The organism is Bosea sp. PAMC 26642, from assembly GCF_001562255.1.
GTDB lineage: Bacteria > Pseudomonadota > Alphaproteobacteria > Rhizobiales > Beijerinckiaceae > Allobosea.
In genome coordinates this window covers 287,661-303,277 of sequence record NZ_CP014301.1, presented here as the reverse complement: position 1 = coordinate 303,277, position 15,617 = coordinate 287,661, and the positions used below count along the sequence as shown (strand labels likewise).

The following is a 15,617-nucleotide window of genomic DNA, read 5'->3' as shown; positions in this document are numbered from 1 at the left end:
GCCGGCCGCCGACTTGCAGGCTTCGTGCCAAACGGAACCGAGTTCCGGGAAGCGCCTCCATGTCGCGGAATTTTATACGGATTTCATTGGTCGGGCGGAACAACGCCTAACCTCGACGTCAAAGCGACCTGATCGGCGCGTCGATGCGGGCGAAAGGCCGTGCCGTCTCGAAGGCGGCGGCCGCGCGTAGCACCAGGGTGTCGTGCCCGAATGCCCCAGCGAGTTGCAGTCCTGCCGGCAACCCTGCCTTCGTCAGCCCGCAGGGCAGCGAAATCGCCGGCGCCTGCGTGATGTTGAAAGGATAGGTGAACGGCGTCCAGCGTGTCCAGTCATCGCCATAGGCGCCGTGCTCGGGCGTGTTGGCACCGACCGCGAAGGCCGGCAGCGGCAAGGTCGGCGTCAGCAACAGGTCGAAGCGTGCATGAAATTGCGCCATATGGTGGGCAAGCGCGTTGCGCTGGTTGAGCAGGGCATCGACATAAGCAGAGCCCGCGACGCGCTCGCCGGCTTCCGCAACCGCAACAAGGCCGGGATCCATCCGGGTGCGATCCTGCGGCCCGGCGCTGCGCAGGGCGAGGGCGGCACCGGCCGACCAGATCGTCATCAGGGTCTCGATCGGATCGTCGAAGCCGGGATCGACCTCCTCGACGCTTGCGCCGAGATCGCGGAAGGCCAGTGCCGCTTCGCGCGCCAGCGCCGCGATCTCCGGATCGACTTTCACGTCGCCGCCGAGCCTCGGCGACCAGGCGATGCGCAATCCCTTCACGCCGCCCTTTAGAGCGGCCACGAAATCCGGTGGCTCGTCGATCATCGCCGTCATGTCGCGGTTGTCGGGCCGGCCGATCGCGTTCATCGCCAGCGCCGTATCAGTGACCGTACGCGTCAGCGGACCGAGATGGGCGAGGAAGCCCATCGTCGAGACGGGATAGGCAGGTACCCGACCATAGGTGGGCTTGAGGCCGACGACACCGGTGAAGGCGGCGGGAATGCGCACCGAGCCGGCCCCGTCTGTGCCGATATGGATGCAGCCGAGATTGAGCGCGGCACAGGAGGCAGCACCCGCCGAGGAGCCGCCGGGGCCGGTCGCCGTGTCCCAGGGATTGCGCGTGATGCCGGAGAGCGGCGAATCGCCGACGCCTTTCCAGCCATATTCCGGCATCGTCGTCTTGCCGAGGAAGACGCAGCCGGCCTCGCGCAGGCGGGCCGCGGCCGGGGCGTCATCGGGCCAGGGAGCGTCCGAGCCGACCGCAGAGCCGCGCCGCATCGGCCAGCCGGCGATGCCGATGTTGTCCTTGATGGTGACCGGTACGCCGTCGAGCGGCCCGAGCGCCGCGCCTTTCAGGTGGCGGGCTTCGGCCGCTTGCGCCATCGCCAGCGTCACCTTCGCATCCCGCACCACGAAGGCGTTGATCTCAGGCTCGAAGCGCTCGATGCGGTCGAGCGCGTCCCTGGCCACCTCGACGGGGGAGAGAGCGCGGGAGACGAAGAGCGGGCCGAGTTCGGCTGCGGAGAGGGATGCGATGGCAGTCATAATCGGTCTCCTTCGACTGGGCGCAGGCGTCGCGCCAGTCGGCGCTCGGCAGGGCAGATCGGCGATTGTGCCGCCCACATGACGCGGATGATGGCCTGCCCGCAACGGCGGAGCCAGTACGTTTGCAATGGACGCCTGCGCATGGCGCGCGGATCGCGCCTGTCCGTCGATGGCTGTCGCCCGGAGCGAAGGACAGCTAGAAGCGACGGCCATGTCGGAGCTTGCCCAGTCGATCCGCCCGGTGAACCCCTGGTTCAGCGAAGCCAAAGCCATGCTGGCGCTGAGCTGGCCGATGGTGCTGACCAATCTTGCCCAGACGGCGATGACCACGACCGACGTGCTGATGATGGGCCAGCTCGGCCCGCAGGCGCTGGCGGCCGGCGCTCTCGGCGCCAATCTCTACATGGCCATGCTGATCTTCGGCATCGGCGTGATGAGCGCGGTCTCGCCGATGATCTCGATCGAACTTGGCGCCAACCGCCATGCCGTGCGCGAGGTGCGCCGCACGGTGCGCCAGGGGTTTTGGGCGGCTGTCACGCTGGTCGGCCCGATGTGGCTCTTCTTGTGGCAGGCCGACGTCATCCTGCCGGCGCTAGGCCAGGATCCGGCTCTCTCGCAGGCGGCCGCCTCCTATCTGCGGACGCTGCAGTGGAGTCTGCTGCCGTTCTTCGGGTACCTCGTGCTGCGCGGCTTCGTCGCCGCGCTGCAGCGGCCGTTCGCCGCCTTCGTCGTCGCGATCGTCGCCGTCGGCTTCAACGCCTTCGCGAACTGGTGCCTGATGTTCGGCCGGCTCGGCTTTCCGGAGCTCGGCCTGCCGGGCTCGGGCCTCGCGACCACGTTGTCATCGACGCTGATGTTCCTGGGCGTGGCGGGTGCGGTCGCGTTTGATCGGCGTTTTCGGCGTTACCGCCTGTTCGGACGCTTTTGGGTCGCGGACTGGCCGCGTTTCCGGGCTTTCTGGCGGCTTGGCCTGCCGATCGGGATCACGGTTGCCTTCGAGGTGTTGATCTTCAACGGCGCCGCCTTTCTGATGGGCCTGCTCGGGCAGACCTCGCTGGCGGCACACGCCATCGCGATCCAGATCGCATCGCTGACCTTCATGGTGCCGCTGGGGATCGGCCAGGCCGGAACCGTGCGCGTCGGGCGGGCGTTCGGCGCGGGCGACACAGAGGGCATAACGAGGGCCGGCGCGACCGCGATGGGGCTCGCCACGGCGTTCATGGCGGCGACTGCCCTGCTGATGCTTCTGGTGCCGCAACTGCTGGTCGGGCCGTTCCTCGATGCCGGACGGCCGGGCGCAGCGGCGGCGGCGGAACTCGCCGCCGTCTTCCTGTTCTACGCAGCCATCTTCCAGATCGCCGACGGCGTGCAGGTGGTCGGGTCCAGCATCCTGCGAGGTCTAGGCGATACGCGCGTGCCGATGCTGATCGCCGGGCTCGGCTATTGGGGGATCGGGCTGCCGCTCTCGGCCGCACTGGGTTTCTGGACGCCGCTGGCAGGCGTCGGCATCTGGATCGGCCTGGCAACGGGGCTCGGCATCGTGGCGATGCTGATGCTGTGGCGGTGGTGGCAGCGCGAGCGGTTCGGACTTCTGGTGGTCCGCCCGGAAAGCGACGGCACAATCTGAGCCGGTTTCGCAGAACGCCGGCGGTCGTGGTATCGTCGCCCTCGCCAACCTTGGACGCAATTGCTCCCGCCGCATGTGGGACATCGGCTTTAAGGCGGCAACGGGGGACCGGATGCGAGCTGACGACATCGCGCTGGTGCGCGAAAGCTTCGCCCATCTTCACCGCCGCAAGGCCGAAACGGCGACGCTGTTCTATGGTCGGCTGTTCGAGATCGCGGCGGAGACACTGTCGTTGTTCAAGGGCGACATGTCGACCCAAGGCGTCAAGCTGATGGAAATGCTGACGGTCGCGATCGCCACCCTGAACGACCGTGACGGCCTGACGACGCTGTTGAAGCGACTCGGACGCAACCACAAGAGCTACGGCGTCCACGACGAGCATTATGCGAAGATCCGCGAAGCCCTGCTCTGGACGATGAAGACATCGCTTGGCCCGGCGCATACTCCCGAGGTCGCGCACGCCTGGGCAGCGCTTTACGACCATATCGCCGCGATCATGATGGACGCCGGCCGCGCGACCTGAATGCCAGGGCGGAGCGTTTCGGCTCTCGATATCGCCTCAGAATTCTTCCCAGCCCGCATCGCTGGCGCGGGCGTTGGCGACCTTTTTGACCGGAACGCGCCGGACCTCCGCCTGCTGGCGAGCCTGCCCGAACGCGGCCTCTGCGAGCTTGCGCAGGCGCTCGGGCTCGCCGGCCGGGGTGGTGCTGCGGCCGGGCGCGTCCTGGCCGGTCCTGAACGCCGCGACGAGGTCGTTGAGCTGGCCGATCTTGCCGGTGAGCGAGCCCGCCGAGGCCGCGCTCTGTTCGGCGAGCGCCGCATTCTGCTGGGTCATCTCGTCGAGATGGGCGACCGCCTGGCTCATCTCGTCGATGCCGTTGGCCTGTTCGGCCGAGGCCGTCGAGATCTCGGCGATGGTCGAGGCGACCTTGCGCGAGGCCTCGAGGATGCGGGCCAGTTGCTCCCCGGCCTGGCGCACCAGCTTGACGCCGCCGGTGACCTCCTCGTTCGAGGACGAGATCAGTCCGGAGATGTCCTTGGCGGCCGAGGACGAGCGCTGCGCCAGCGTGCGCACCTCGGAGGCGACGACCGCAAAGCCCTTGCCGGCGTCGCCGGCGCGCGCGGCTTCCACCGCCGCGTTCAGGGCGAGCAGATTGGTCTGGAAGGCGATGTCGTCGATCACCCGGATGATGTCGGAGATCTTCTGCGAGGCCGTCTCGATGCGCGCCATCGCCGCCACGGCCTCGGTCGCGATCGCGCCGCCGCTTTGGGCCGCCTGCATCGCCTCGTCGGCGATCGTCGCCGCCTGGCGCGCGCCTTGCGCCGAGGCCTTCACCGAGGCCGCGAGCTCCTCGGTCGTGGCGGCGGTCTCCTCCAGGCTCGAGGCCTGCTCCTCGGTGCGCTTCGACAGGTCGTCGGCGCCCATGTTGATCTCGCGCGCTGCCAGACCGACATCCGAGGAGGTCGTCTGGATCGTGCGCACCGTCGTCGACAGACGATCCACCGTCTCGTTGATCGCACCCTTCAGCTCGGCGAACTTGCCGAGGTAGCCGGTCTCGATCCGGCTCGTCAGATCGCCGCCGGCCACAGCCTGCAGGGCCAATGCGAACTCGCTCGTCGCACTGTCGACGACTGCGTTGATCTCGTTGATGCCGGAGACCAGCTTCTGCATCTGCTCGTCGGCATGGTCGATCTGCAGCCGCGCCGAGAAATCGCCCGCAGCCGCCGCCGCAACCACCTCGCCGACATCGGAAACCACCGCCTCCATCGACTGCGCCCGCGCCAGACGCGCCGCCGAAGCCGTGCGCTCCTGATCCTGCAGGATGGCGACCTCCTCGGTGCTCTTGCGCAGAACCGCAACGGCGCGGGCCATCGCGCCGATCTCGTCCTTGCGCGAGGTATGGGGCACGGACATCTGCGTTTCGCCGGCGGTCAACTTCTCCATCACGGTTCCGAGATCGACCAGTGGGCGCGTGATCGAGCGCCGGGCGAAGAGCAGAGCGGCGGCGAGCGAGGCCAGCAACGTCGAGAGCAGGACGACCGGCAAGATCCACTGCACCTGCGCGGTAAAGGCCGCCGCCTCGTCGCCGAGCGCGTTCCCGACATTCTCGTTGCGCTTGCCGAAAGCCACGAGAAGGTCGTTCAGGGCTTTGCGGTTGGCGCGATTGAGATCGTTGTTGCCCTGGGCGTTGGCCGCTTCAGGCGAAACCGCGCGGCCGAGACGGACCGTTTCGGTGCGGAAGGTAATGAAGTCGGCGACGGCCTTCTCGACCTGGCCGACGCGATCGCGCTCGCCTGCAGGCACAAGCCGGGCGAGATCGGCGGTCAGTGTCCTGAGTTGGGGAAAGCGCGCCTCGATGCCCTTGGCGTAGGGATCGGCCTCTTGCAGCGTCTTCGACATGTAGATGCCGCGTGAATCCATCACGACGCCGAGAACGACGGCGTTGATCCGTTCCGTCAGCAACGCGATGTCGCCCTGAGTGCTGGAGCGGCCGTTGAGATCGGCGGATCGCGACAGCGCATAGAGGCTGAGACCAGCGGAGAGGATCGCGCCTGTGGAAATCATCGCAAGCATGGCGATGATCTTGAACCTGATGGATTTCATGCGGAGCGCCCCGTCCAGTTCATTCGCCGCCTCGCCGCATTCGCAGGTCGTCAATCCTGACGCATTGACTCCGGAAGCTGGAGGGACGGCCCGTCACATTGTGACGAAGCCTTGAAGAAAGCCTTAAACATGACATTTCGCGCCAGATCGCACTTGTTTCGGGCACGACGCGATCCCTTCCTGTCACCTGCCTACGCATCTCGTCATGCAGCGCAAGCAGGCATACTGTTGCCATGAAGCCACGCTCTGCGTTCGCCGCAATTCTGCCGCATCGAATCCACCTCAACGCCATGTGAGGTCACTCAACGTTTCGCTAGAAACGATTGCGATGGAACCACGCGGTCGCCTGCCTGTTTCTGCCCCGCAAGACAAACACCTGGAACGAGACCCAACTGATGCCCGCCTTGCCGACCCCGAATGCCCCCAAGCTGAAGGCCCGCCGTCTGGCCGCGCGCTTCGCCGCCATGCTGATGCCGCTGTTTCTGGCCGCCTGCCTGAACAACCAGCCGGAACCCTTCGAGTCGGCGCGGCCGATCGGCGTCAGCGCCCAGTATCTGGCGATGTATGGCGAGCAGCCCGACGAGACCTATCCGCTGCCCGCCACGGATCTGTCCGAGGTGGACCCGCAGTTCCTCCGCCGCGAGGTTGCCTATCCGACCCGCGAGCAGCCCGGGACGATCGTCGTCGATACCGACAACCGCTTCCTCTATCTGGTCCGCCCCAATGGCCGCGCCATCCGCTACGGCATCGGCGTTGGCAAGCAGGGCATGTCGTGGCGCGGCCGCGCCACGGTCGCCCGCAAGGCCGCCTGGCCGCGCTGGACGCCGACTGCGGCGATGGTAGCGCGCGATCCTGAAAAGAACGGCCGTTGGGCCGGCGGCATGGATGCCGGGCTCGAGAACCCGCTCGGAGCGCGTGCGCTCTACTTGTACCAGGGCGATCGCGACACGCTCTACCGCATCCACGGCACCTCCGAGCCCTGGTCGATCGGCCAGTCAGTCTCGAGCGGCTGCATCCGGATGTTCAACCAGGACATCATCGACCTGCACAGCCGCGTCCCGACGGGCACCACCGTGGTGGTGCTGAACCGCGGACAACTGCTCTCTCCCGAGTCCAGCAGCGGCCTCGACGAATTCCTGCCGCCCGACGACATCTGACGGGGCCCAAGGCCTCCGGCATTCGCGCAAACGCGCCGGGGGCTTTCTTCCTCGTCATCGCAGCGACATCGCGATCTTCCACCACGCGACGGGCGACGCGACGTTGTATCGCCGCGTCGTCCTGTTGTAGGCGGGGCAGCCTGTCGAAAGCAGGGGGTGCCGCGACGGGGTTCGCCCGGTCGGGGCGACGAGAAGGAATGCGGCGATGCGCGTGACGATGATCGGTTCGGGCTATGTCGGCCTGGTATCGGGGGCATGCTTTGCCGATTTCGGCCATGTCGTGACCTGCGTCGATACCGACGAAGCCAAGATCGCGGCGCTGAAGCGCGGCGAGATGCCGATCTTCGAGCCGGGGCTCGATGCGCTCGTCGCAAAGAACGTGCGTGAGGGACGGCTCAGTTTTACCACCGAACTGGCGCGGCCGGTGCGCGAGGCCGACGCGGTCTTCATCGCGGTCGGCACGCCGGCACGTCGCGGCGACGGCCATGCCGACCTGAGCTATGTCTATCAGGCGGCGCGCGATGTCGTTGCCGAGCTCGACGGCTTCACCGTCGTCATCACCAAATCGACGGTGCCGGTCGGTACCGGCGACGAGGTCGAGCGGATCATGCGCGAGGCCCGACCCGAGGGCGATTTCGCCGTGGTGTCCAACCCTGAATTTCTGCGTGAAGGCGCCGCCATCGCCGATTTCAAGCGGCCCGACCGCATCGTCATCGGAACGGATGACGGCCGCGCCCGCGGCGTCATGGAGGACCTCTACCGGCCGCTCTATCTCAACGCCGCGCCGCTGCTGTTCACCCAGCGCCGGACCTCGGAGCTGATCAAATACGCCGCCAACGCGTTCCTGGCGACCAAGATAACTTTCATCAACGAGTTGGCCGATCTCTCCGAGGCGGTCGGCGCCAATGTGCAGGAGGTCGCGCGCGGGATCGGGCTCGACAACCGCATCGGCTCGAAATTCCTCCATGCCGGCCCGGGCTATGGCGGCTCCTGCTTTCCCAAGGACACGCTGGCGCTGATGAAGACGGCGCAGGACATGGGGACGCCGCTGCGCATCGTCGAGACGGTCGTCGCCGTCAACGACCAGCGCAAGCGCGCCATGGCACGCAAGGTCGTGACGGCGTGCGGCGGCTCGGTGCGCGGCAAGCGGATCGCGCTGCTCGGGCTGGCGTTCAAGCCCAACACCGACGACATGCGCGAGGCGCCCTCGCTGGCAATCGTCACCGCCCTGCTCGATGCCGGTGCCGAGATCGTCGCCTACGATCCCGAGAGCATGGCGGCGGCCAAGCCGCTGCTGCCGGGCATCCAGTTCGCGACCGACGCCTATTCCTGCATCGATGGCGCCGACGCGCTGGTGATCGTTACCGAATGGGACGCTTTTCGCGCGCTCGACCTCGACCGGGTCAAGGCGAGCCTGCGCGAGCCCGTGGTGGTCGATCTGCGCAACATCTACCGCTCGGAAGACATGCGGCGGCGGGGGTTCCATTACAGCAATGTCGGCAACGCCTGATCGGCTGCCTTGATACCGTCATGGCCGTACCCCACCTCTTGATCGGTCGCGCAGCCGCGTGACCCACAATGAGAGGAGATGACGATGACGCCGCAAGAACGCGACGTGATCGCCGGGATTTTCGACCGCCTGAAACAGGCGGCCAACCAGCCCCGCGACCCCGAGGCTGAACGCTTCATCGCCGACCGCCTGCGCGAACAGCCCTATGCGCCCTATGCCATGGCGCAGTCGGTCTACGTCCAGGAGCAGGCGCTGACCAACCTGCAGGCGCAAGTCGAGGATCTGCAGGCGCAAGTTCGCGATCTGCAGAACCGGCCCGCCGAGGCGCCGGCGCAGGCTGGCGGTTTCCTGTCTGGCATCTTCGGGGGCGCGCAACCGCAGCCGGGGCGGCCGCGCTCGGTGCCTGCCTTTCCCCAGCGTGCCGACGGCGCGCCGTCCAGTGCCTGGAACACGCAGGCACAGCCGACCCAGATGCAGCCCGCCCCCGGGCAGCCCGGGATGCAGCAGCCCGGTCCTTGGGCGAACCAGGGCGCCCAGCAGCCGGGACGCGGCGGCGGTTTCATGGCAAGCGCCCTGACAACCGCAGCCGGCGTCGCCGGCGGCATGATGCTGGGGAATGTGCTGACCAACGCCTTTAGCGGCCACAAGGCCGGCGAGGCGAAGGCGGCGGAGACCGCCAGCGCCGATTCCACTGCAAAAAGCGACAGCGCCGGCTCGCAGACGGCCAGCGACAACAGCAACTACAACGATGGCTCGTCGGATTCGGGGAACTATCAGCAGGCGGCCAATCAGGCGCCGGCTGACGAAGGTTACGACGACGGTTCCAGCGGGATGGACGACGACGACAGCTGGGCCTGATCAAGGTCCGTACGGTCGCCAACGTCGGAAATGAAAGCCCGCCCGGTGCGAACCGGGCGGGCTTTTCTGCGCCTCGTGCGAACGGGCCGGACTTAGATCACCTGCACCTTGGCGCCGACGCGGACGCGCTCGTAAAGGTCGGTGACGTCATCATTGGTCATGCGGATGCAGCCCGAGGAGACCGCCTGCCCGATCGTGTGCGGCTCGTTGGTGCCATGGATGCGGTAGAGCGAGGAGCCGAGATACATGGCGCGGGCGCCCATCGGGTTCTCCGGGCCGCCGGGCATGAAGCGCGGCAGATCGGGACGGCGCTTCAGCATCTCGGATGGCGGCGTCCAGCTCGGCCATTCGGCCTTGCGCGTCACCGATTTCAGGCCGGCCCATTCGAAGCCCGGCCGGCCGACGCCGATGCCGTAGCGCAGCGCCCGTCCGCCCGACTGGATCAGGAAGAGGAATTTCTGGTTAGTGTCGATCACGATCGTGCCCGGAGCGTGCCGCCCGTCATAAGCGACCTCCTGCTTGCGGAAACGCGGATCGATGATGCGCTCGATCGGGCGTTCCATCTCGACCGGCTCGCCCAGCGCCGCCATGCGACGGCCGGGCACGCGCTGGGCCTGCTCGAAGGGATCGGCTCCGTAGCCCGGCGCCGGCTGCCGGCTCTGCCCATAAGCAGAATAGCCGCCGGGACGGTTGTAGCCAGCGGCACCACGGCCGACCGGCGTCGGATCACGGCCGGTCATCAGCAGTTCGATGAAGCCGCCGCCATAGGTCTGTGCGAAGGCCGGAGCCTGCGGCGCGATGCCGGCAACAGCAAGGGTAAAGGACAGCAAGAGGACGGGACGCATGACGCAACTCTCTCGACATTTGGATCGAGCGGAGACTGCTCAGCGGGCCGGCAACGAATGGTAAATCGTTGACTCTGAGGCGCCGTTTGGGGGCTTAATCGCGCGAATTCGACGAATTAACCTTAGCGAAGCGCTCAAAGACAGGGTGAACGGAGTGTTGCGGCGCGTGTCAGCGCTTGCAGCGGACGAAGACCATCGTGCCGTAGCGACCGGCGACGCTCGCATCGACCCAGCGCAAAACCAGCCGGGTGCCGTCATAGGAGACGATCTCGCGGTCCTTCGCGCCGCCTGCCTCTCCGGCCGGACCGATATAGCTCTTGCCCAACAGCGAGGATTTGACGACGTGCTCGCTCGTTCTGCTCTCGTCAGGACGATGCAGCATCACGCCCCCGGACGGCCCCTTGCCGATGATGTAGGGCGCGCCGCACTGGCTCGCGGCAGCCGCCGCCACCTGCGGAGCGGCGGCATCGCGGAAATAGGACGCCAGCCCCCAGCGGCCGACAAGCTGGTCGGCAGTCTGCGCCTGCGCCGGGATCGCATGAAGAGCGAATGCCGATGCGATCAGCACTGCGGTTGCCTTGCCAAGCATCATGGCGCGTTTCCTCCGGTTGTCGCCTTGCGGCCGCGGCGCATCGCGCGCCAGAGCAGCAGGCGGGTCCGGCCATGCATCACGTTGCAGGCCAGCAGCACGGCGCCGTAGACGATCGCGCCGATGCCGACCTGCAGGGCGAGTTCGATCGGGGCACTGAAGCGGCCCGATAGCGGCCAGATCGCCAGCGCCATCAGTGCGACGGCCAGCAGCACGCAGGCGCAGTTACGCCAGGACGGCCAGACCGGCAGCACCCGCAGCGCGCCTACGGCTGTGACGACGAGCGCGACCGTGAAGCCGGCCGACTGTGCGACCGCCAGCAGCAAGGGCCCTTGCATGAGCGCGGGGCCGAAAGCCATTGCGAGGTTTAGGGCGAGGCCGAGCCCGGCGGCGAGCGTCGCGATGCCGGTGCGCTTGCCGAGCAGGAAAACCGGGTAGAGCGCTGCCTGAAAAATGGTGATCGCAGCAAAGCCGGGGATCAAGATGGCCATATAGCCCGAGAAGTGACCCTGAAAACTCGGCGGCACGATCAGCCGCTCGAAGGCCGGCAGCACCAGAAACAGCCCGACCGCGGTCGGCAGCGCCACCAACAGGACCACGACCATATTGCGGGCGATCTGCCTGTGGGCCGCGAGCCGTCCGCGCGCCTCGTCGAGCCTGATGACCTCGCGCAGCAGCACGATCTCCAGCGTCGCGCCGAGCGCTCCGAACAGGCGCAGACCCATGTCGGAGGCGAGCGAGAAATAGCCGGCCTCGGCAAAGCCATAAGTGTTGGCCAGCAGCGAACGGTTCAGCAGGGGCATCAGCGAATAGAGCGCGTTTCCGGCGACGAGCGGCAGGGCATAGACCAGAAAGCTCCAGGCGAGATCCTTGCGCGCCCCAGAGAGCGACAGCGGGGCATCGGCAAGGGCGCGGCGCACGGCCAGCAGCGCGACCGCGACGCTGAGCAGTCCGCCGAGCAGAACGACCGTCGGGTCGCGGGTCAGCCAAGCGCCGCCGACCATCAGGATCAGCGCCATCAGATTCTTGACGACGACCATCCTGGCGTAGGCTGCGTCGAGATAGCGGGCGCGGGCGATGGCGCCGTGATAGTCGAACAGCCCGGCGCCGATGCCGGCCAGCACCGAGGCCGAGAGCAGCATCGCCGGCAGCCTGAAATCGACCCCGACGACGACTGCGATGACGAGCAGGCCAGCCAGCGCGATGCTGATGCCCGCCACCAGCACGTCGAGCGTGGCGCGGATCTCGGGCTGGGTTTCCCGGGTGGTCAGCGAATAGAAGCGCACGGCTGACAGGCGCAACCAGTCCAGCAGGGCGGTGTTGACCAGGACGATGATCGCCGCGCCGATGGCGTAGCGGCCGAACTCGGCCGGGCCGAGGAAATAGGCGATGAGCAGCCCGAGGACGAAATTGAGCCCGGCATTGACGACGAAGGGGACAAGGACGGTCATGTCGTCTGCGTCACGGCGTCCATGCGGCGTTTCTCTTTCGACTCAGGCAAGCGCCGGGAGGCCCGCCTTCAGCATGGCCTAGCCGTCCGGGTGGGGTTTTCCAAGGGGAAGCGCGACCGGTCGGCTAGACGACGTCCCGCGGATTGCGCCTCATCAGAACACGCGAAGCGCCGATTGCTGAACTCGCTCGCTCAGCAGCGGATGCAGGCTGTCGCGTGTGATCACATCGACCGGACGCTGCAACTCGTCTTCAAGGTAAAGCTTGATGCCGACCAGATCGAGAAGCGAGCAGCGTGAGTCCTGGTCATAGTCGATGAACAGGTCGATATCGCTCGTCTCAGACGCTTCGTCGCGGACCGTCGAACCGAACAGGAACAGCGCCGTCGCACCCATCGCCCTGAGGGCGTCGGCTCGGTGGTTCAACTCCTGCAGGGCGATATCGCGCTTCATCCCGGCAGTATAGCGTATCATGGCATAGGTGAAAACGCGGGCCGCTGTCCCGAGGATCAAGCCGGCCGACATGCGCGGGTCGAATGTAACCGGTCTGCGCAGCCACTGTCGCGCGCCGTGCCGGCTCGCTAAGGCAGGCGGCATGACCGCCGCCCTGCCGCCAATCCGCGATGCCCACGATACCGATTCCGAGCCGCTGGCAGCTCTGATCGCCGCAAGCTTCGCGGAATATCCGAACTGCCTGTTCGACTGGTCAGAGTTTCCCGAACTGCGCCGTCCCGCGAGCCATTTCGCCGCGAAGGGCGGCAGGCTCTGGGTCGCGGAGGCGCCCGGAGGCGGCATCGCGGGTTCGCTCGGTGTCGCGCCGGTGCCGGGACAGGACGCGGTCGAGATCACCAAGGTCTATGCCGATCCGGCCTTTCGCGGCGCGGGATTGGCACAGGCGCTGTTTGCGCAGGCGCGGGGCTTTGCCGAAGGCAGCGGCCATGCCGAGATGATGCTGTGGTCCGACACGCGCTTTGCGCGCGCACACCGCTTTTACGAGAAGCTCGGCTTCGTGCGCTGGCCTTGCACGCGCTACCTTGCCGATGTCTCAGCGACATGGGAGTTCCATTACCGACTGTCGCTGACCGGTGGGACGCCATGACCATCGGGACGGCGTTGCGGGCCGCGCTTGGAATCGCTCTGCTCACTGCGATGGACGCGGTGATCAAGGGGCAGATGCGGCAGCATCCCTTTCTTCTGGCGCTGTTCATGCGCTTTGCCATGGGCGGCGTCTGCGCGCTGGCGGTGCTGGCCCTGGTCCGCCCTGCCCTGCCGACGCGCAACAGCCTGATCGGCAATACGATACGCGTGCCCGTAGTGGTGATCACGGCCGGCAGCTTCTTCTATTCGCTCTCGGTGCTGCCGCTGGCCGAGGCTCTGACGCTGGCCTTCCTGGCGCCAGTATTCGTGGCGCTGCTCGGCGCGCTGCTGCTGAAGGAAAAGCTCGATTCGCGCATTTTCCAGGCGCTCGGCTTCGGCGTGGCCGGGATGCTGGTGATGGTCTGGCCGCGGCTGCAGGGCCATGTCAGCGGGGCCGGGCTCGGCGTCGCGGCCGCGCTGTTCTCGGCCGTCGCGTACGCCTTCAACCTGATCCTGCTCAGGCGGATCGCGATGAAAGAGCACCCGGCCGTTATCGTTGCGTTCCAGAATCTCGGGCCGGCGTTGCTTCTCGCGATCCCGGCGGCCTTCGTCTTCGTACCGATGACGGCCAGGGATCTCGGAGCCTATCTGGGGGCTGGCGCGCTCGGCGTGGCAGGCCACCTGATGCTGACCTCGGCCTTCGCGCGTGCCGCCGCCTCGCGGATCGCGCCGATCGAGTACACCGCACTGATCTGGGCGAGCCTGCTCGGCTACGCGATGTTCGGCGAGGTGCCGCTGTTCACGACCTATGCCGGTGCGTTGCTGATCGTGGCGGGAGCGATCGCGGTCAGCCGGCGCTAGGTCGCGCCGGGAAGATCATGCAGGTCTCGGTGCCGTGCGCCAGCAGCCTGCCCCGCGCATCGACCAGCCGACCCTCCGTCGTCACTACCGTGCCGCCGCGATGGATCAGCTTGCCCTCGCAACGGACGAGGCCGCTTCCGGGCATGACCGGCCGCACATAGTTCAGCTTCATCTCGAGCGTGGTGTAGCCCTCGCCGGCCTTCAGCGTCGAATGCGCCGCGCAAGCCATGGCGGAATCGAGGATCGTCGCGGTCCAGCCGCCATGGATGGTACCAAGCGGATTGAAGAACCGCTCCGAGGGTGTGCCGACGAAGACGACGCGGCCCTGCTCTACCTCGGCCAGATCGAAGCCCATTTCGGCCGCGAAAGGCGCGCCGGGATGGCGCCCTTCCATCATGCCGCGCAGGAAGGAAACGCCATCCTCCGCCAGCAGAACCTCGCGTGCCACCACTCCGACATTGCGCTTCATAACGGCGTCCATTCCACTAACGTGTAGATGCACGTTATTCGGAAGCCGAAGCCCCGGTCAAGCGTGGTTCAACCGCCACGGGCAACGCGACGTAACGCCTTCAGCCCGTCGCGGGTCTCACTCCAGCGCTCGATGCCGAGCCCGCCCTCGATCCTGTCCTGCGCGGCGCGCCAATAGGGGATCGCGGCCTCGATCGCGGCCTTGCCCTTGTCGGTAACGGCGTAGATAGAGGCACGCCCCTTGCAATCGACGGGTTCGATCAACTGCTCGGCCGCCAGAAGCTGGAGGTTGCGGCTCAACGAGGTGCGCTCCAGGGCAAAACGTTCGGCGAGTTCCGTGACCGAGCGCCAGACCCCGGTGCTGAGCGCCGAGAGCAGAACGAACTGGGTGATCTTGAGGCCGCTCGGGCGCATTGCCTCATCATAGGCGCGCGTCACGGCGCGCGCGGTCATGCGCACATGCAGCGCGACGCAGGAGCGCCCGATATCGTCGAGCCGCGGGTCCGATCCTGAAGCTGTCATACTCAGACGCTAGCGTGTTCCTGCAAACGGCGCAGCAGCCGTGCGCCCGCACCTGCCGCGATACTTTGTCTCGAAGATTTCTTGACTCGCGCAGGGGACGCGCCTATCTCCGCGCCATCGGCTGGCACTCACGATCCGAGACTGCTAGCAGATGCCCGTCGCGGGTCGTCTGAACGACGCCGCACCGAAATAAGACTTCAAGAGGAAGACAGAACCATGAAGTTCCGTCCGTTGCATGACCGCGTTGTGGTCCGTCGCCTTGATGGCGAAGAGAAGACCAAGGGTGGCATCATCATCCCCGACACCGCCAAGGAAAAGCCCCAGGAGGGCGAGGTCGTGTCCGTTGGACCCGGCAACCGCGATGAAGATGGCAAGCTGATCAAGCTCGACGTCAAGTCGGGCGACCGCGTCCTGTTCGGCAAGTGGTCGGGGACCGAGGTCAAGATCGATGGCCAGGATCTCCTGATCATGAAGGAATCCGACATCATGGGCGTCATCGGCTGAACGCCTGAGACCCCT

Annotated in this window: 16 protein-coding genes; 8 read left to right on the top strand and 8 right to left on the bottom strand. The window is 66.8% G+C overall.

The window, feature by feature from the left end:
• Window positions 1-118: 118 nt before the first annotated feature.
• The gene (locus AXW83_RS01370; protein ID WP_066609961.1) at window positions 119-1,531 is read right to left on the bottom strand and encodes an amidase; all 1,413 of its coding nucleotides are present in this window, start codon (window positions 1,529-1,531) and stop codon (window positions 119-121) included.
• Window positions 1,532-1,742: 211 nt separating this feature from the next.
• Between AXW83_RS01370 and AXW83_RS01365 the strand changes: the two genes are divergently transcribed.
• Both AXW83_RS01365 and AXW83_RS01360 read left to right on the top strand, forming a co-directional pair.
• Entirely contained in the window at window positions 1,743-3,158 is a 1,416-nt protein-coding gene (locus AXW83_RS01365) for an MATE family efflux transporter (RefSeq protein WP_066609960.1), read from the top strand.
• 112 nt (window positions 3,159-3,270) lie between these two features.
• On the top strand, window positions 3,271-3,681 hold the full coding sequence (locus AXW83_RS01360) for a globin domain-containing protein (protein ID WP_168166041.1): 411 nt from the start codon (window positions 3,271-3,273) through the stop codon (window positions 3,679-3,681).
• A gap of 36 nt (window positions 3,682-3,717) precedes the next feature.
• Here the strand turns inward: AXW83_RS01360 and AXW83_RS01355 are convergent, their stop codons facing one another.
• A complete protein-coding gene (locus AXW83_RS01355; protein WP_156639678.1) occupies window positions 3,718-5,763 on the bottom strand; it encodes a methyl-accepting chemotaxis protein in 2,046 nt (681 codons plus the stop codon).
• Window positions 5,764-6,158: 395 nt separating this feature from the next.
• Here AXW83_RS01355 and AXW83_RS01350 point away from each other — a divergent pair, with 395 nt between their 5' ends.
• The 3 genes from AXW83_RS01350 to AXW83_RS01340 all read left to right on the top strand — a co-directional run bounded on the left by AXW83_RS01350 (window position 6,159) and on the right by AXW83_RS01340 (window position 9,288).
• Complete coding sequence (locus tag AXW83_RS01350) at window positions 6,159-6,920, top strand: L,D-transpeptidase (RefSeq protein WP_082766882.1); 762 nt, start codon at window positions 6,159-6,161, stop codon at window positions 6,918-6,920.
• Between the two features lie 205 nt (window positions 6,921-7,125).
• Window positions 7,126-8,430 (top strand): UDP-glucose dehydrogenase family protein, encoded by a 1,305-nt coding sequence (locus tag AXW83_RS01345; RefSeq protein WP_066609955.1) that lies wholly within the window; start codon window positions 7,126-7,128, stop codon window positions 8,428-8,430.
• Between the two features lie 84 nt (window positions 8,431-8,514).
• Window positions 8,515-9,288, top strand: a complete 774-nt coding sequence (locus AXW83_RS01340) for a DUF2076 domain-containing protein (RefSeq protein WP_082767428.1) — start codon at window positions 8,515-8,517, stop codon at window positions 9,286-9,288.
• Window positions 9,289-9,380: 92 nt separating this feature from the next.
• Here the strand turns inward: AXW83_RS01340 and AXW83_RS01335 are convergent, their stop codons facing one another.
• The 4 genes from AXW83_RS01335 to AXW83_RS01320 form a co-directional block, all read right to left on the bottom strand.
• On the bottom strand, window positions 9,381-10,133 hold the full coding sequence (locus AXW83_RS01335; protein ID WP_066609954.1) for a L,D-transpeptidase: 753 nt from the start codon (window positions 10,131-10,133) through the stop codon (window positions 9,381-9,383).
• 169 nt (window positions 10,134-10,302) lie between these two features.
• The gene (locus tag AXW83_RS01330; RefSeq protein ID WP_066609949.1) at window positions 10,303-10,725 is read right to left on the bottom strand and encodes a hypothetical protein; all 423 of its coding nucleotides are present in this window, start codon (window positions 10,723-10,725) and stop codon (window positions 10,303-10,305) included.
• Window positions 10,722-12,173 (bottom strand): lipopolysaccharide biosynthesis protein, encoded by a 1,452-nt coding sequence (locus AXW83_RS01325; protein WP_066609948.1) that lies wholly within the window; start codon window positions 12,171-12,173, stop codon window positions 10,722-10,724. Before AXW83_RS01325 ends, AXW83_RS01330 begins: the two co-directional genes overlap by 4 nt.
• A 153-nt stretch (window positions 12,174-12,326) precedes the next feature.
• On the bottom strand, window positions 12,327-12,623 hold the full coding sequence (locus AXW83_RS01320) for a nucleotidyltransferase family protein (RefSeq protein WP_066619604.1): 297 nt from the start codon (window positions 12,621-12,623) through the stop codon (window positions 12,327-12,329).
• A gap of 142 nt (window positions 12,624-12,765) precedes the next feature.
• On the opposite strand from AXW83_RS01320, the gene AXW83_RS01315 reads away from it, so the two are divergent.
• Both AXW83_RS01315 and AXW83_RS01310 read left to right on the top strand, forming a co-directional pair.
• Complete coding sequence (locus AXW83_RS01315; RefSeq protein ID WP_066609947.1) at window positions 12,766-13,269, top strand: GNAT family N-acetyltransferase; 504 nt, start codon at window positions 12,766-12,768, stop codon at window positions 13,267-13,269.
• Window positions 13,266-14,108, top strand: coding sequence for a DMT family transporter (locus AXW83_RS01310; RefSeq protein ID WP_066609946.1), 843 nt, complete (start codon window positions 13,266-13,268; stop codon window positions 14,106-14,108). Before AXW83_RS01315 ends, AXW83_RS01310 begins: the two co-directional genes overlap by 4 nt.
• Here the strand turns inward: AXW83_RS01310 and AXW83_RS01305 are convergent.
• Together AXW83_RS01305 and AXW83_RS01300 are read right to left on the bottom strand one after the other, a co-directional pair.
• Complete coding sequence (locus AXW83_RS01305) at window positions 14,095-14,577, bottom strand: PaaI family thioesterase (protein ID WP_236841790.1); 483 nt, start codon at window positions 14,575-14,577, stop codon at window positions 14,095-14,097. The two genes, AXW83_RS01310 and AXW83_RS01305, sit on opposite strands and share 14 nt — an antisense overlap.
• A 68-nt stretch (window positions 14,578-14,645) precedes the next feature.
• Window positions 14,646-15,098, bottom strand: coding sequence for a MarR family winged helix-turn-helix transcriptional regulator (locus AXW83_RS01300; RefSeq protein WP_066609944.1), 453 nt, complete (start codon window positions 15,096-15,098; stop codon window positions 14,646-14,648).
• Between the two features lie 216 nt (window positions 15,099-15,314).
• Between AXW83_RS01300 and groES the strand changes: the two genes are divergently transcribed.
• Window positions 15,315-15,602 (top strand): co-chaperone GroES, encoded by a 288-nt coding sequence (groES, locus tag AXW83_RS01295; protein WP_066609942.1) that lies wholly within the window; start codon window positions 15,315-15,317, stop codon window positions 15,600-15,602.
• Window positions 15,603-15,617 lie beyond the last annotated feature (15 nt).

What these genes read in the sequence shown, in the direction of transcription:
- AXW83_RS01370 (WP_066609961.1), bottom strand. Translation starts at nt 1,531, where the DNA reads ATGACTGCCATCGCATCCCTCTCCGCAGCCGAACTCGGCCCGCTCTTC.
- AXW83_RS01365 (WP_066609960.1), top strand. Translation starts at nt 1,743, where the DNA reads ATGTCGGAGCTTGCCCAGTCGATCCGCCCGGTGAACCCCTGGTTCAGC.
- AXW83_RS01360 (WP_168166041.1), top strand. Translation starts at nt 3,271, where the DNA reads ATGCGAGCTGACGACATCGCGCTGGTGCGCGAAAGCTTCGCCCATCTT.
- AXW83_RS01355 (WP_156639678.1), bottom strand. Translation starts at nt 5,763, where the DNA reads ATGAAATCCATCAGGTTCAAGATCATCGCCATGCTTGCGATGATTTCC.
- AXW83_RS01350 (WP_082766882.1), top strand. Translation starts at nt 6,159, where the DNA reads ATGCCCGCCTTGCCGACCCCGAATGCCCCCAAGCTGAAGGCCCGCCGT.
- AXW83_RS01345 (WP_066609955.1), top strand. Translation starts at nt 7,126, where the DNA reads ATGCGCGTGACGATGATCGGTTCGGGCTATGTCGGCCTGGTATCGGGG.
- AXW83_RS01340 (WP_082767428.1), top strand. Translation starts at nt 8,515, where the DNA reads ATGACGCCGCAAGAACGCGACGTGATCGCCGGGATTTTCGACCGCCTG.
- AXW83_RS01335 (WP_066609954.1), bottom strand. Translation starts at nt 10,133, where the DNA reads ATGCGTCCCGTCCTCTTGCTGTCCTTTACCCTTGCTGTTGCCGGCATC.
- AXW83_RS01330 (WP_066609949.1), bottom strand. Translation starts at nt 10,725, where the DNA reads ATGATGCTTGGCAAGGCAACCGCAGTGCTGATCGCATCGGCATTCGCT.
- AXW83_RS01325 (WP_066609948.1), bottom strand. Translation starts at nt 12,173, where the DNA reads ATGACCGTCCTTGTCCCCTTCGTCGTCAATGCCGGGCTCAATTTCGTC.
- AXW83_RS01320 (WP_066619604.1), bottom strand. Translation starts at nt 12,623, where the DNA reads ATGAAGCGCGATATCGCCCTGCAGGAGTTGAACCACCGAGCCGACGCC.
- AXW83_RS01315 (WP_066609947.1), top strand. Translation starts at nt 12,766, where the DNA reads ATGACCGCCGCCCTGCCGCCAATCCGCGATGCCCACGATACCGATTCC.
- AXW83_RS01310 (WP_066609946.1), top strand. Translation starts at nt 13,266, where the DNA reads ATGACCATCGGGACGGCGTTGCGGGCCGCGCTTGGAATCGCTCTGCTC.
- AXW83_RS01305 (WP_236841790.1), bottom strand. Translation starts at nt 14,577, where the DNA reads ATGAAGCGCAATGTCGGAGTGGTGGCACGCGAGGTTCTGCTGGCGGAG.
- AXW83_RS01300 (WP_066609944.1), bottom strand. Translation starts at nt 15,098, where the DNA reads ATGACAGCTTCAGGATCGGACCCGCGGCTCGACGATATCGGGCGCTCC.
- groES (WP_066609942.1), top strand. Translation starts at nt 15,315, where the DNA reads ATGAAGTTCCGTCCGTTGCATGACCGCGTTGTGGTCCGTCGCCTTGAT.